Annotated in this window: 11 protein-coding genes; 8 read left to right on the top strand and 3 right to left on the bottom strand. The window is 35.0% G+C overall.

Features of this window, described 5'->3' with window-relative positions:
- The first annotated feature begins 14 nt into the window (after positions 1-14).
- The 5 genes from ACFOUY_RS19585 (at position 15) to ACFOUY_RS19605 (ending at position 8788) form a co-directional block, all read left to right on the top strand.
- Positions 15-1919 (top strand): 7TM diverse intracellular signaling domain-containing protein, encoded by a 1905-nt coding sequence (locus tag ACFOUY_RS19585; protein ID WP_378962966.1) that lies wholly within the window; start codon positions 15-17, stop codon positions 1917-1919.
- Between the two features lie 281 nt (positions 1920-2200).
- On the top strand, positions 2201-5113 hold the full coding sequence (locus ACFOUY_RS19590; protein ID WP_378962967.1) for a SusC/RagA family TonB-linked outer membrane protein: 2913 nt from the start codon (positions 2201-2203) through the stop codon (positions 5111-5113).
- An 11-nt stretch (positions 5114-5124) separates the two neighbouring features.
- Positions 5125-6540 (top strand): RagB/SusD family nutrient uptake outer membrane protein, encoded by a 1416-nt coding sequence (locus ACFOUY_RS19595; RefSeq protein ID WP_378962968.1) that lies wholly within the window; start codon positions 5125-5127, stop codon positions 6538-6540.
- 261 nt (positions 6541-6801) lie between these two features.
- Positions 6802-8241, top strand: a complete 1440-nt coding sequence (locus ACFOUY_RS19600; RefSeq protein ID WP_378962969.1) for a glycoside hydrolase family 30 protein — start codon at positions 6802-6804, stop codon at positions 8239-8241.
- 73 nt (positions 8242-8314) lie between these two features.
- Entirely contained in the window at positions 8315-8788 is a 474-nt protein-coding gene (locus ACFOUY_RS19605; protein ID WP_378962970.1) for a hypothetical protein, read from the top strand.
- Positions 8789-8828: 40 nt separating this feature from the next.
- Here the strand turns inward: ACFOUY_RS19605 and ACFOUY_RS19610 are convergent, their stop codons facing one another.
- Together ACFOUY_RS19610 and panB are read right to left on the bottom strand one after the other, a co-directional pair.
- Entirely contained in the window at positions 8829-9515 is a 687-nt protein-coding gene (locus ACFOUY_RS19610; protein WP_378962971.1) for an RluA family pseudouridine synthase, read from the bottom strand.
- A gap of 56 nt (positions 9516-9571) precedes the next feature.
- Complete coding sequence (panB, locus tag ACFOUY_RS19615; protein WP_378962972.1) at positions 9572-10387, bottom strand: 3-methyl-2-oxobutanoate hydroxymethyltransferase; 816 nt, start codon at positions 10385-10387, stop codon at positions 9572-9574.
- Positions 10388-10682: 295 nt separating this feature from the next.
- Here panB and carA point away from each other — a divergent pair, with 295 nt between their 5' ends.
- From carA to ACFOUY_RS19630, 3 genes are all read left to right on the top strand, one after another.
- Complete coding sequence (gene carA / locus ACFOUY_RS19620) at positions 10683-11795, top strand: glutamine-hydrolyzing carbamoyl-phosphate synthase small subunit (RefSeq protein ID WP_378962973.1); 1113 nt, start codon at positions 10683-10685, stop codon at positions 11793-11795.
- 201 nt (positions 11796-11996) lie between these two features.
- Positions 11997-12761 (top strand): ABC transporter ATP-binding protein, encoded by a 765-nt coding sequence (locus ACFOUY_RS19625; RefSeq protein WP_378962974.1) that lies wholly within the window; start codon positions 11997-11999, stop codon positions 12759-12761.
- A gap of 83 nt (positions 12762-12844) precedes the next feature.
- The gene (locus ACFOUY_RS19630; RefSeq protein ID WP_378962975.1) at positions 12845-13966 is read left to right on the top strand and encodes an ABC transporter permease; all 1122 of its coding nucleotides are present in this window, start codon (positions 12845-12847) and stop codon (positions 13964-13966) included.
- A gap of 78 nt (positions 13967-14044) precedes the next feature.
- Here ACFOUY_RS19630 and ACFOUY_RS19635 read toward each other — a convergent pair whose 3' ends face one another.
- Complete coding sequence (locus ACFOUY_RS19635; RefSeq protein ID WP_090501759.1) at positions 14045-14620, bottom strand: TetR/AcrR family transcriptional regulator; 576 nt, start codon at positions 14618-14620, stop codon at positions 14045-14047.

The following is a 14620-nucleotide window of genomic DNA, read 5'->3' on the forward strand; positions in this document are numbered from 1 at the left end:
TACCTTTGCTATTCATGTCAATCCAATTGTTTTCGAAAAGTATATTTCTCTTTATAACATTCGTTTTAGTTCTATTTACTACCGAATTAAAAGCGCAACAAACCGTAGAAATACAAGATTCTATTCCTCAGCATATTTTTACTTTCAAAGAAATTGATGTTTTTGAAGACCAAGGTGATAAATTTTCATTCGAACAGATTAAAAGCAAACAATTTGAATCTGTTTTCAAAAGTAATTTAAGCAGTACGCCACAAACAAAAGAACTTAATAAAACCTATTGGTTTAGGATAAAAATAAAGTCAAACTCAAAAGCAGAAAAGTCTTTTCTTCTAGAATTTTTTGACCAGACAATTGATAATATAATCGTTTACTTCCCTCAAATTGATAACTCTTACAGCATAGATACTTTAGGTGATGCAAGGAATTTTAAAGAGCGTTTAATAAATCATAAAAACTTCGAAATACCAATTAAAAACAATGGAAACGACGTTCAAACCTATTATTTCAAAATAAAATCTTCTCAAATATCCGACATCATAATTGTACTTAGAACCACCGAATGGTTTATATCTTATGCTTTGGATGAGTACTTCTATTTCGGTATTTTTTATGGAATGATTCTGATTTTCAGCTTCTATAATCTGATTATGTATGTCGCAATCAGACAGAAGCAATATCTATATTACGTTCTATATAACCTTAGTGTAGGTTTTTTCGAAATGAGTACCGATGGCATTGCCTACCAATATCTATGGCCAAATGCACCAGCATGGAACCAGGTTGCGTATGCGTTTGCCTTATGTGCTGTAAGCATTTTTGCATTGCTTTTTACAAGAGAACTTTTACTGGTCAAAATCAAGGCACCTAAAATTAACAAGCTTGTTTTGGCGCTAATTATTTTAAGATTGTTGTTTTTTATTTACTGTTATTTATTTAATCAGCATCTATTTAGCTATAAATTTTTAGAAGCAATACCATTATCTGTTGCTTTTTTTACAGGCATATACATCTACAAACAAGGTTACAAACCTGCTCGTTTTTTTGTGTTGGGTTACAGTTTCCTATTTACAGGTTTTTTGCTTAAATTTTTAATTATGCTTGGCATTAGCTCGTTAAATTTTGGAGCAATTACCTATTATAGCTTAAGTTTTTGTTTTGTACTTGAGATGATTTTCCTTTCGTTTGCAATTGGCGATAAAGTTCGGATACTAAAGAAGACAAGAGATAAAGCACAACAAAAAATGATTAGGCAAATGGCCGTTAATGCAAAACTAAAAGATAGCATTAACCGAGAATTAGAAGCCAAAGTTGAAGAACGGACTAGAGAGGTTTACCACAAATCGTTAATTATTGAAAGTAAAAACCAGGCATTAGAAGAAGTAAATTCTCTACTACAACAACAGGCTGAAGAAATTTCGAGAATGAATACACTGCTCGAGCAGGATAATGAAGAATTACAAATCAATGTTGAGAAAGTTACCCGAGATAGGGTAATGAATACGGATGTTGATTTTGAAGAGTTCAGTAAAATTTACCCTGATAAAGAAACCTGCTATAAATTTTTAGCTGAGCTAAAATGGAGTAATGGTTATCATTGTAGAAGGTGTAGTAACAATAATTATTTTAGCGGACATATTTTACATAGTCGGCGTTGCAGCAAATGTGGTTACGAAGAATCAGTAACAACATACACCATTTTCCATGGCACCAGAATACCGATTAATAAAGCTTTCTACATGATTTTTCTTATCTACTCTTCTAAAGGAAAAATCTCTTCGCATAAGCTTTCTGAGCTATTAACTATTAGACAAAGTACCTGCTGGACATTTGGATCTAGAATTAAAAAAGTGATGGAAGACAGAAAGAAAACACTTAAAAAGTCTGGTAAAGATGGCTGGAGTCAACTTGTTATTGAGTAAACAAAGGCTATTTAATGTCACAATTTTATTCCTTTTAAAAATAAATGTATAGGTATTAAAGCGTATTAAATACCAACCGCCACACAACTTATTACAGATGCTTATCACCTGATAATCAAGCAGAAGAACTTAAAAAAATGTACGGTATTTAAGCGTATCAAAAAATACATAAAACACTAAAAATCAGCAGCTTACAGATAAATTAACATTACAAAAACTTGCTTTTAACATTCAATCATTAGTAACTTTACCTCATAATAATATTTAACAACCAAAAAATTATGAGAAAAAAATTTACGTTGCTTATGGTATTTTTTCTTTGTGCTGTCTCTTTAAGTATGGCTCAGAATATTACCGTAAAGGGTTCGGTAAAAGATCAAAAAGGTTTGCCCCTACCTGGAGTTTCGGTAAAAGTGAAAGGAACTAACTTAGGCGCTTCCACAGCAGATAATGGTACATTTTCCATTTCAGCTCCACAAAATTCTACCTTAGAATTTTCTTTTATTGGCTATAAATCAATAGAAGAATCAATTGGTAATCGTTCTTCGCTTACCATTACAATGTCTGATGACAACCAACAATTAAACGATATTGTAGTAATTGGATACGGTACAACTACTAAGAAAGACTTAACAACTGCAGTAGTTGCTTTATCTTCTAAAGATATCGAAAATCAACCAGTAACTAATCCACTGCAAGCTATTCAAGGTAGAGCAGCGGGTGTTCAAATTTCATCACAATCTGGTAAGCCTGGTGCTGGCGTTTCGGTAACCATTCGTGGTAACACTTCAATTAACGCGTCGAATAGTCCATTGTATGTTATTGATGGAGTTACTTCTCGCGACGCAAGTTTTTTAAACCCAACTGACATTGAAAGTTTAACCATATTAAAAGATGCATCCGCAGCAGCTATTTATGGTTCAAGTGGTGCAAATGGCGTTATTTTAATCACAACAAAGAAAGGATCGTCAGATAAAATTCGTGCTACATTTAATGCTTTCACAGGTTTTTCTAATTTATGGCAAAAACAAGATGTATTAAACAGAGATCAATACATTGCTTTAATGAAAGAATTAGGTTATGATACAAATGGCCTTGGTAACGAGAATACAAATTGGCAAGATCTAACTTTCGGCACAGGTGTTCAAAACAGCTACCAGGCATCTATTTCTGGTGGAATTAAAGGCGGACAGTACTCTTTGTCTACTGGTTACCAACAAGACAAAGGTGTTGTAGCTCCAGCAAAATTAGATAAATACACACTTCATTTTAATGGTTCGCAAAACATAACTAAATGGTTAAAATTAACGGGTAATGTTGCGCTTACGCAAAACAACTCGGTTGATGTAAGCGACAATGCTAACGTAGCAAGGGGCGGAACAATTTTATCAGCTTTAACTACGCCTCCAACAATTGGCATTTATGCAGCTAACGGAACTTATGCTTTTAACCCTTATAAAGGTGGTTCTGAAAATCCTGTTGCCAATGCAATGGCCGCAAAAAATCAAACTAAAAACTTACGCTTTTTAGGTGCTTTTGCTGCAGAAGTTAAATTCACACAAGATTTATCATTTAAATCGAGCATCAGTACCAATAATAACGACAGTAAGTATTCGTACTTTTTAGATCCTTATTCTACAGATTATGGTAGAGCACAAAAAGGAATTAGAAATGCAAATTTCAGCACAGACCGCGTTTGGTTAAATGAAAACATTTTAAATTACACCAAAAACTGGGGTAAAAATGCTTTTACAGCAACTGGCGGTATGACTTTGCAAGAGTCTAAATACTATCAATTAAATTACAATGAACAAAATTTCCTTGATGCAAGTGGTAAATTATTAGATAGAGGAACTTCAATTCCAGCACAATTACCAACGGCATCACAATGGAGCAAACGTTCCTATTTAGCTCGTGTTACTTATGCCTGGGATAGTAAATATTTATTCAGCACTAACTTTAGAGCAGATGGTTCATCCCGATTTGGTCCTCAAAACCAATATGGTTATTTCCCTTCAGCATCAGTTGGATGGAGAATTTCTGGTGAAAATTTCATGAAAGATGTTAAATCTGTAAATGATTTAAAATTAAGAGCAAGTTGGGGTAAAGTTGGTAACGATGAAGGTATTGGAGATTATTCGTACTTAGAATTATATACACCAACTACTCAAGGTTCGTATGTATTCTCTCAATTACCTAATTCAGGTTTGAAATGGGAAGAAACTACGCAAACTAACATTGGTTTAGATTTAAGCATGTTTAACAGTCGTATAATTTTTACAGCCGATGCTTATTTAAAGAAAACAAAAGATTTGTTAATTAACCAGCCCCTACCAAATTCAATTGGCTTCGGAAGTATTGCTTCTAACGTTGGTGATATGGAAAACAAAGGATTAGAGTTTGTTTTAACCACTAAAAACTTTGTTAAAGATAAATTTACATGGACAACAGACCTTAACTTTTCTTTAAACCGTAATAAAGTGACCAGTTTAGGTGAGAAAGTAGGTTCTATTACGTTTGGTGGAATTTATGAACGTGACGCAGCTATTAGAGTAGTACCTGGTCGTCCGTTAGGTAGTTTTTACGGTTATGTTTCAAAGGGTGTTAATCCACAAACCGGAAATATCGATTATCAAGACTTAAATGGCGATGGTACAATAACGGCTGATGATAGAACTTTTATTGGTTCTGCTCAACCAAAATTCACCTATGGCGTTAACAATACATTTACATATGGCAATTTTGGTCTAAACTTCTTATTTCAGGGTGTTCAGGGTAACCAAATGTTCAATGCATCGAGAATGGAATTAGAAGGAATGAACGATTCTAAAAACCAATCTGCAGTTGTGTTAAATAGATGGACTACGCCAGGGCAGGTTACTGACGTTCCAAGAGCAATTAAAGACAATACCAACAATACCCTAACCTCCAGCCGTTTTGTTGAAGATGGCTCTTACTTACGCTTAAAAACAACTACTTTCTCATACAACTTTGGTGCGGCTACGTTAGGTAAACTAAAAATGAGTAAAGTAATGGTTTATGCTTCTGCTTACAACTTATTAACTTTTACAAAATATACAGGATTTGATCCAGAAGTTAATGTAAACAATGCAAACGGACCATCGATGGGTATCGACTACGGTACTTATCCTCAGTCGAGAACTTTCTTAATTGGTGTTAACGTAGGCTTTTAATTTAAAATACAATGAAACTTAAAATATATTCATTAATCGCAGCAAGCACCATAACAATGGCATTAAGCAGCTGTAAAAAAGATTTCTTAGAGCAAACCCCAATTACACAGGTTGGGCCTGATGTTGCCTTTGCGGATGCTGCTGCAGCAGAAAAACTAATTCAAGGTGCGTATGACGGCATGTATAACGATTTTCATATTTGGGATTATATGACAAACGGCGATGTAAGATCAGATAACGCTTATGCAGGTGGCGATAACCCTGCCAACATTCAGTTAGATTTATTTACGGTTATTTCTACAAATGGAAACGTAGGCAGAGATTGGAATGCGCTGTATAGCGATATTAAAAACTGCAATTTAATTTTAACTAACGTTCCAAACATTAAAGATACAAAGCTTGATGCTGGCGATAGAAGAAAACAAATATTAGCAGAGGCGAGCATTCTTCGTGCGTACATGTACTTCAATTTGGTTAGAACCTGGGGTTCGGTTCCTCTTGTTGTAAAAGTACCTATAACAGATGCTGAATTTTATCCAGCCAAAGCAACTGTTGAGGCTATTTATGCGCAGATAATTACCGATTTAGAATATGGTGCAGCAAATGCCCGTACAACCGCACCAAATAAAGGTATTATGACCAAAGGTGTTGCTAATGCGCTATTAGCGAAAGTTTATGCTTCAAAAGCGACACCCGACTGGACTAAAGTAAGTACTTACGCTGACGCAGTTATAAATGGTGGCTATTCAATGGTTACCAACTATGATTTCCTTTGGGATTCTAACCACAAAAACAATACTGAAGCCATTTGGGAAATGCAATACGATGGTTACGGTGGCTTACATGGTAACTGGATGCCAAGCGTTTTAGTAGGAACGGGTTGGAAACGTTTTAATACCCCAACAAATAGTTTATCTAAAGCATTTGATGATGCTGGCGATGCTGTACGCAAGGCATCAAGCATTAAGTTTAATAACGTAGTTTCAGAAGGCTGGAGCGATTCTTATTGGGCTAAAACAAGTTATCCATACATTAATAAATATCGTGCTGATGATAAATCTGATAACTATATTTTAAGACTAGCAGATATTATTTTATTAAAAGCTGAGGCTTTGAATGAATTAAGTTCTTCAGGTTGGTCGGCAGCAGCACCATTAATTAACCAAGTTCGCAATCGTGTTGGTTTAGCTGCAACAACAGCTTCAGATCAAGCTTCAATGCGTTTAGCAATCGAAAACGAGCGTCGTTTAGAGTTAGCTTTCGAAGGTCATCGCTGGTTCGATTTATTAAGAACCAACAGAATTATTCCTGTAATGAATGCGCAGGTTGATGGCGCTGGAGCAAATCTTAATTATAACCTTACACCGGCAAAATTATATTTTCCTATTCCGCAGGATGAGTTAGACAAAAATCCTAACGTAAGATAATATTTTAAAACAAGAGGCTATCTCAGAATAACTCATTCAGAAATAGTAAAAGAATTGAATTTGGCGCTGTCGTCATGCTCAGCTTAACTGAGCATCATAATGCTTTAGTAGGGACCTATTTTTGACCCTTCCATCGCATTACGATTCCCGTTTTCACGGGAATGACGAACTGCTAAAAAACCTTCTAAATTAATTTTGAGACAGCCTCTTTGTTTTATTCTTTTAAATAATAAATCCTCAATTTATTAAACCGAATTCTTCATGAAATTAATTTATAATATATGCTTAGCCAGTAGTCTTCTTTTTTCTGCCTGCGCCTGCAGAAAAGCAACAACGGCTGACACCTCAAGTAAAACGGATTCTACCGAGCCTGTAAAAACTGAAGTTGGATTTTGGTTAACCAAAGGCGATCAATCTCAATTATTACAAAAGCAAAATATAGCTTTAAATTTTGCTGAAGCAACGAATACAAATCCTACCATAGAAGTTGATCCCGCAACAACCTTTCAAAGTATTGATGGTTTTGGTTATACTTTAACAGGTGGAAGTGCAAGTTTAATAAATGCCCTTCCTATTGCTGAAAAGGATAAATTAATAAACGAATTGTTTGGAACAACCGAAGATGCGATTGGAATAAGTTATTTAAGAATTAGTATTGGTGCATCCGATTTAAGTGCCACACCATTTACTTATAATGATTTACCAGATGGGGAAACTGATGAGAATTTAGTTAAGTTCTCCTTATCAAAGGAACAAGCTGATTTAATTCCAATACTTAAAAAAATTGTAGCCGTAAACCCTTCTATTAAAATACTAGGTTCTCCATGGACTGCACCAGCCTGGATGAAAACAAATAAAAGTTTTATTGGTGGAAGTTTAAAACCGGAATATTATTCCACTTATGCTAAATACCTGGTCAAATATATCCAGGAAATGAAATCGCTTGGTATAATAATCGATGCTATTACGCCACAAAATGAGCCTTTACATCCGGGTAACAACCCAAGCATGTATATGGAAGCTTTAGATCAGGCTAAGTTTGTGAAAGTTTTAGGGCCGATTTTTCAAGCTGCAGGTTTAAGCACAAAAATCATCGTTTATGATCACAATGCAGATAAACCAGAATATCCAATTACAATTTTAAATGATGCTGAAGCAAAAAAATATGTTGATGGCTCTGCCTTTCACCTTTATGCAGGTAATATTTCTGCATTAACTCAAGTACATAACGCTCATCCAGATAAAAATGTGTATTTCACTGAACAATGGGTTGGTGGACCATCAAACTTTGGCGAAGATTTAAAATGGCATGTATCTACCTTAATTATTGGCGCTACCAGAAACTGGAGCCGCAATGTTTTAGAATGGAATTTAGCTGCAGATTCTAATTACCAACCTCATACAGATAAAGGTGGCTGTACAAGTTGCTTAGGTGCAATAACAATTGCTCCCGCTGTTAGTAGAAATGTGGCATATTACGTTATTGCACATGCATCTAAATTTGTTAAACCTGGTTCAACTCGTATTGCATCTAACATCATTAGTAATCTGCAAAACGTAGCCTTCAAAACCCCTGATGGTAAAACAGTATTAATTGTTTGTAATAATAACAACTCCGATACTTCATTTAACATTAAGTATAATGGAAAAACGGTAAATAGTACACTAGAAAAAGGTGCGGTTGCAACTTATGTTTGGTAAAATATTGCTCATATTAATTTGATTTGCTAGTTTTAGATTTATAAAGTCTCATATTAAAATCAATTCCATCTCAATGAAAAAATTATTCCTGATTTTTGCCGCCTCATCAATATTTCTAGCATCTTGTGAAAGCGATAGTAAAAAGTATACGACTGTTGATTCTAGTATAATGAGTGAGCAGCAAATTTCAAAACCAAATCCCGATGAATGTTTTGTTTATAGTAAAAATAAAGATTCGGTTAAACTAAGAATGTGGGGTACCGGAAACAATATTTTATTGGGACAATTGAATTATAATTTATTTGAAAAGGATAAGAATTCTGGTCCCATTTATGGAGTAGAAAAAGGCGATACTATTATTGTAGATTATAAATTTGAATCGGAAGGTGTTTATTCTAAAAGACAAATTGTTTGGCTAAAACAAGGGGATAAACTTCTGGAAGGTATAGGCGATATTTATCAGGTTAATGGTGATGTTAAATTTAAAGATATTAGCAAGCTAACATTTGGAAAATCAATAATTTTAGAGAAAACAGATTGTAAATAAATTAAAAAGCTCGCTTCAAAATATTAGGCGAGCTTTTTAGTTATAAATTTTCAAATCTTTCCCAAAACCCATCTACTGGTAGTTTCGCGAAAATATTAACAGGCTCCTTTTTAACAGGATGTAAAAACTGTAACCTTCTGGCATGCAAACAGATGCTTCCTTTTCTACTTCCACGGGGATAACCGTATTTATTATCGCCAACAATTGGGCAACCCATTGAAGAGAGTTGAACCCTGATTTGATGAGAACGACCAGTAAGCGGATCTACTTCAATTAAAAAATAATCGCCTACTTGGGCAATTAAACGATAAGAAAGCTCAGCCCTTTGCGAACCCTGAACTTCTGTATTATAATACGTAACTACGTTTTTTTGAGGGTTTTTAACCAACCAATGAATTAAAGTTCCCGATTCCTTTTCAGGTTTGTTTTTTACAACCGCCCAATATGTTTTTTTTACTTCACGATTTTTAAAAACCGCATTCATCCGCTCCAGTGCCTTACTTGTCTTAGCAAATAGAATTACACCACTAACAGGCCTGTCTAAACGATGTACAACACCTAAAAAAGCACCATTAGGCTTATTATATTTTTTGGCAATGTACTTTTTTACCTGCTCATCCAAAGGTTCATCACCTGTTTCATCAACTTGTACAATATCCCCCGCCCTTTTACTTATCGCAATAAGGTGGTTATCTTCAAAAAGTATGTCTTTATCGGTAATTGGCACAGAATGGTCAATTGTTTTAAATGATTAATTGTTTAATTATTTCAGTAACCCCAATCTTAGTATTGCTCTTTCTCGTTAGGGAAATCGTTAGCTTTTACATCACGAATGTAAGATTGCGCAGCACCTAAAATATCATCGTATAAGTTAATGTACTGACGTAAAAAACGAGGTTTAAAGCCTTTTGTTAAGCCAATCATATCGTTAACTACTAAAACCTGTCCATCACATCCGTTACCAGCGCCAATACCAATGGTAGGAATTTGTAGGCTTTCTGAAACTTCTCTACCTAAAGTTGCGGGTATTTTTTCTAAAACAATTGCAAAACAACCTGCAGCCTGTAAAGCTAAAACATCGCTTTTTAATTTATTAGCTTCTTCTTCTTCTTTAGCACGAACGGTATAAGTACCAAATTTATAAATCGACTGGGGTGTTAAGCCTAAATGCCCCATTACCGGAATACCTGCAGTAATAATACGCTGAACTGACTCAATAATCTCTTCACCACCCTCTAGTTTTACACCGTGAGCACCAGATTCTTTCATTATTCTGATTGCAGAATTTAAAGCTTCTTTAGAATTGCCTTGGTACGAACCGAAAGGTAAATCTACCACAACAAAAGCACGTTTAACAGCCCTAATTACCGAAGCAGCATGATAAATCATTTGGTCTAATGTAATAGGAAGAGTAGTTTCATGACCAGCCATAACATTCGATGCAGAATCTCCAACTAGTAAAACATCTAAACCTGCATCATCCAAAATGGTAGCCATAGAATAATCATAGGCTGTGAGCATTGATATTTTTTCACCACGTTGTTTCATTTCTTGCAAAATGTGTGTGGTTATTCTTTTTATTTCTTTATGTACCGACATGGTTTTTGTTTTGTAGCCCAAAAGTATTGTTTTTTCTTTAAATTAAGGCTGAAAGAAGAAAGCTTAAAGACTAAAGCCATACTTACGTTTTCGAATTGAGCTTTACTCTTTCCTCTTTATAATCGCATCTTTATTTTATATTTTTCTTTACATTCCCAATCATAAACCCTATCTTTGTACCCCGAAATGGAAGGGATATATTCATCTTTTTTTGCACCCCGCAAAAACGGCTTTAATGCCGAAAGCCATTCTTTTTTCGACTCTTTTTTAAATCAAAATCCATATTGTAATTACCATGACTAACTACACCAAGTTACCTGCGATTTTATTACTTGCCGATGGCACGGTTTTTTACGGCAAAGCTGCCGGAAAAATTGGCACCACTACTGGCGAAATTTGTTTTAATACCGGGATGACAGGTTACCAGGAAATTTTTACCGACCCGAGTTACTTCGGACAGATAATGGTTACAACTAATTCTCATATCGGGAATTATGGTATCCAAAAGGAAGAAATTGAATCTGATTCGATAAAAATTGCTGGCTTAGTTTGTAAAAACTATAACATTGTTTACAGCCGTAAACAAGCAACAGAATCTATTCAGGATTATTTCCAGAACGATAACTTGGTTGCGATTTCTGATATTGATACACGTGCTTTAGTACGTCACATTAGAGATAAAGGCGCAATGAACGCAATTATTTCTTCAGAAATTACTGATTTAGATGAATTAAAACAAAAGTTAGCAGAAGTTCCATCAATGGAAGGTTTAGAGCTTTCATCTAAAGTAAGTACAAAAGAGCCTTATTTTTATGGAAACCCAGAAGCTACTTTAAAAGTTGCGGCTTTAGATTTAGGCATCAAGAAAAATATTTTACGCAGTTTCGAAAACCGCGACATTTACGTTCAGGTTTTCCCCGCAAAAACTAAATTTGCCGAAATGGAGAAATTCAATCCAGACGGTTACTTTATTTCTAATGGCCCTGGCGACCCATCGGTAATGCCTTATGCCGTAGAAACTATTAAAGAAATTTTAGCGGAGGATAAACCATTATTTGGAATTTGTTTAGGGCACCAATTGTTGGCGGAAGCAAATAATATAGGTACCATGAAAATGTTTAATGGTCACCGCGGATTAAACCATCCAGTTAAAAACATCATTAAAAACCATTGTGAGGTTACTTCTCAAAATCATGGTTTCGGTGTTGTTCCTGAAGAGGTTAAAAACTCAGACAAGGTTGAAATTACTCACATAAACTTAAACGATAAATCTATCGAAGGGATTCGTGTTAAAGGCAAAAAAGCATTTTCAGTGCAATATCACCCAGAATCTTCTCCAGGGCCACACGATTCTCGTTACTTATTCGACGATTTCGTTGATGTGATGACTGGTAAATTGACTTGGTAGTAGAAAGGTTATCTGTTATGGTTGACAGTCTATTCATCATGCCTCGCAACAGATAACTGTCAACTAATAATAAAAATGCGAATCTGGTCGATTCGCATTTTTAATTTAATACACCTACTAAAAACATCATTTTACCGACATTTTTGGCTACAACTGATTAAATTCATTTTCTATTCATTTAAAGCTCCTTACATTCGTAATATGGAAACAAACAAAGCCATTATCAGCGTTAAAAATCTGGTAAAAAAGTACGATGATTTTATCGCCGTTCAAGATTTAAGTTTTGAAGTTTACGAAAATGAAATTTTTGGCTTACTTGGACCCAACGGAGCTGGCAAAACCACAACGTTAGAAATTATCGAAACGTTAAGAGAAAAAACATCTGGAGAAATAATTGTAGATGGATTTTCGGTTGATAAGCAGGCACACGAAATCAAACAAATTATTGGTGTACAGTTACAGGCTGCAGGTTATTATCCTAATTTAAATTTAGTTGAGCTTTTGGAGCTTTTTTCCGGTCTTTATGGTGCAAATATTAAACCAATGGAAATGCTGGAGAAAGTTAATCTTCAAGATAAAGCCAAAGCAAAATACAAAGCACTTTCTGGTGGGCAAAAGCAACGCTTCTCCATTGCAACTACCTTAATTAATCAACCTAAAATTATCTTCTTAGACGAGCCAACCACAGGCTTAGATCCTCAAGCCAGAAGAAATTTATGGGATTTGATTAAAGGAATTCGCAGTAACGGAACTACAGTTGTAATTACCACACATTATATGGACGAAGCAGAGCAACTTTGCGACCGTGTAGCCTTTGTAGAACGAGGGCAAATTATCGCTTTAGATACGCCTGATAATTTGATTGACAAATTAGTTAGCAGTGGCTTTGAACGCAAAAAAGAAGTTAAAAAAGCCAACTTGGAAGATGTTTTTATCAATCTTACAGGTAAAGAGTGGCGAGAATAGTGCATCCTACCATCTTGAAGAGAGAACAAGCGATATGGGAGTAAAAAAATCAAAATACTGTATAGAATTATAGCAAATTATATATGCAAAAAGATATTAACGATAGAAATTCAACTTCCCCTTTAGGGAATGGGGGTTACAGCAATACAAAAGCAACACTGGCATTAGCCAAGGCAAGCTTTCGATCTATAATGCGAAGCCCTTCAGCCGTGGTTTTCACACTTGCTTTCCCTTTAATTTTCATATTGGTTTTTGGCTTTTTAGGAGGCGGCGGTACGCATATCGATGTTGGAATTACGCCAGGTTCGGATATTAACAACCCTGTAATTGTGATGCTGGAAAAAACAAGAATGATTCGTTTAGTCAAAGACAAATCAAAAGCCGATTTCGATAAGTTACTGGAAAAAGGCAATGTTGATGCAATGATTGATATTCGCAAAGAAGTTAATTCCGTAGCTTATTCTGTTAACGTAGTTTATACTTCAGCGTCAATGGATAAAGGGAATATATTAAAATCGGTTTTAAATAATCTTTTTTATGATAAAGAATTAAAACCATCGGTTGCCGAAATTAAAGAAAGTACCGTTCATGGTCGAGAATATAAAACAATAGATTTTATTTTACCAGGTCAATTAGGTTTTTCATTATTGAGTACAGGTGTTTTTGGAACGGCGTTTGTTTTTTTAAGCTTACGCCAAACCTTGGTTATAAAACGTTTTTTTGCAACGCCTGTAAAACGCTCCAGCATTGTAATTGGCGAAGGTATTGCCAGAATAGGTTTTGCTTTAATCGGGGCATTATTCATCATTTTAATCGGTCATTTTTTCTTTGGCTTTACACTCGTTCATGGGGCGCTCACCGTTCTCAACATGCTTGTTTTAGCCACGCTCGGAGTAATTGTATTTATGGGTTTTGGCTTTATTATATCAGGAATTGCAAAAAACGAAAGTATGGTTCCGCCAATATCAAATATTGTAACCTTACCACAGTTTTTATTATCAGGAACTTTCTTTTCAATAGAAGCTTTTCCAACATGGTTACAACCAATAAGCCGGGCTTTGCCCCTTACCTATTTAAATGATGCGATGCGCAAAGTAGCTTTTGAAGGTCTGGGTTTGTGGGATGTGAAATTTCAGATTATGATTTTGGTAATCTGGGGTATTGGGATTTATGCCGTAGCCGTGAAAGTATTTAAGTGGGAATAGTTTGAAAAATAGATGCAACAAAAAATGGGATATTGCCAATAACAATATCCCATTTCTATTAAATTATAATTTCTTTAATTACAACGCTGCTTTTACCAAAAATGGAAGAATCTCTTTTTGGAAACTTACAAAGTTCTTACGCACATCAGAATCACTAACCGAAGTAAATGCAAAAGAGAAAACAATACTCTTGCTTGCTTTAAGTAAAAAAGCCAGACCTTCTCTTCTTGCTGGATTATTTTTAAAATTATCCAATTGAAGATAAGCTGCAAGCAACAGCGCCTCGAGCTGATCAGACAGGTGCTTTAAAAACTCTTGAGAATTCGCATTCTCTCGAACAAAATCCCAACCAATAAACTCATTACAAGCGGTAAAGGAAAGTCGACTGGTTTTCATTACCAAGGCCTTTAAATGTTCTTCTTCTGAAGCGTAACTAACTTTATTATTTAATATCTCATATAAATTCTGATCTAAATAGTCCATTAAAATACTATCTAGAACCTGCTCTTTACTTTCGAAATATTTATAGATAGTTGCCTTCGCAATACGTGCTTTTTTGGCTATCTCGTTTACACTTGTTTTGTGATACCCGTACTTTCTAAAAAGTTCTTTAGCTGCCTTTTTTACAGTTTCCTTAATTTTTTCGGCTTCCAT

Source organism: Pedobacter jamesrossensis, from assembly GCF_042650905.1.
In the GTDB taxonomy this organism is placed as follows: domain Bacteria; phylum Bacteroidota; class Bacteroidia; order Sphingobacteriales; family Sphingobacteriaceae; genus Pedobacter; species Pedobacter jamesrossensis.

Bases quoted from the DNA above. Each gene is read 5' to 3' on its own strand.
- ACFOUY_RS19585 (WP_378962966.1), top strand. From the start codon at position 15: ATGTCAATCCAATTGTTTTCGAAAAGTATATTTCTCTTTATAACATTC.
- ACFOUY_RS19590 (WP_378962967.1), top strand. From the start codon at position 2,201: ATGAGAAAAAAATTTACGTTGCTTATGGTATTTTTTCTTTGTGCTGTC.
- ACFOUY_RS19595 (WP_378962968.1), top strand. From the start codon at position 5,125: ATGAAACTTAAAATATATTCATTAATCGCAGCAAGCACCATAACAATG.
- ACFOUY_RS19600 (WP_378962969.1), top strand. From the start codon at position 6,802: ATGAAATTAATTTATAATATATGCTTAGCCAGTAGTCTTCTTTTTTCT.
- ACFOUY_RS19605 (WP_378962970.1), top strand. From the start codon at position 8,315: ATGAAAAAATTATTCCTGATTTTTGCCGCCTCATCAATATTTCTAGCA.
- panB (WP_378962972.1), bottom strand. From the start codon at position 10,387: ATGTCGGTACATAAAGAAATAAAAAGAATAACCACACACATTTTGCAA.
- carA (WP_378962973.1), top strand. From the start codon at position 10,683: ATGACTAACTACACCAAGTTACCTGCGATTTTATTACTTGCCGATGGC.
- ACFOUY_RS19625 (WP_378962974.1), top strand. From the start codon at position 11,997: ATGGAAACAAACAAAGCCATTATCAGCGTTAAAAATCTGGTAAAAAAG.
- ACFOUY_RS19630 (WP_378962975.1), top strand. From the start codon at position 12,845: ATGCAAAAAGATATTAACGATAGAAATTCAACTTCCCCTTTAGGGAAT.
- ACFOUY_RS19635 (WP_090501759.1), bottom strand. From the start codon at position 14,620: ATGGAAGCCGAAAAAATTAAGGAAACTGTAAAAAAGGCAGCTAAAGAA.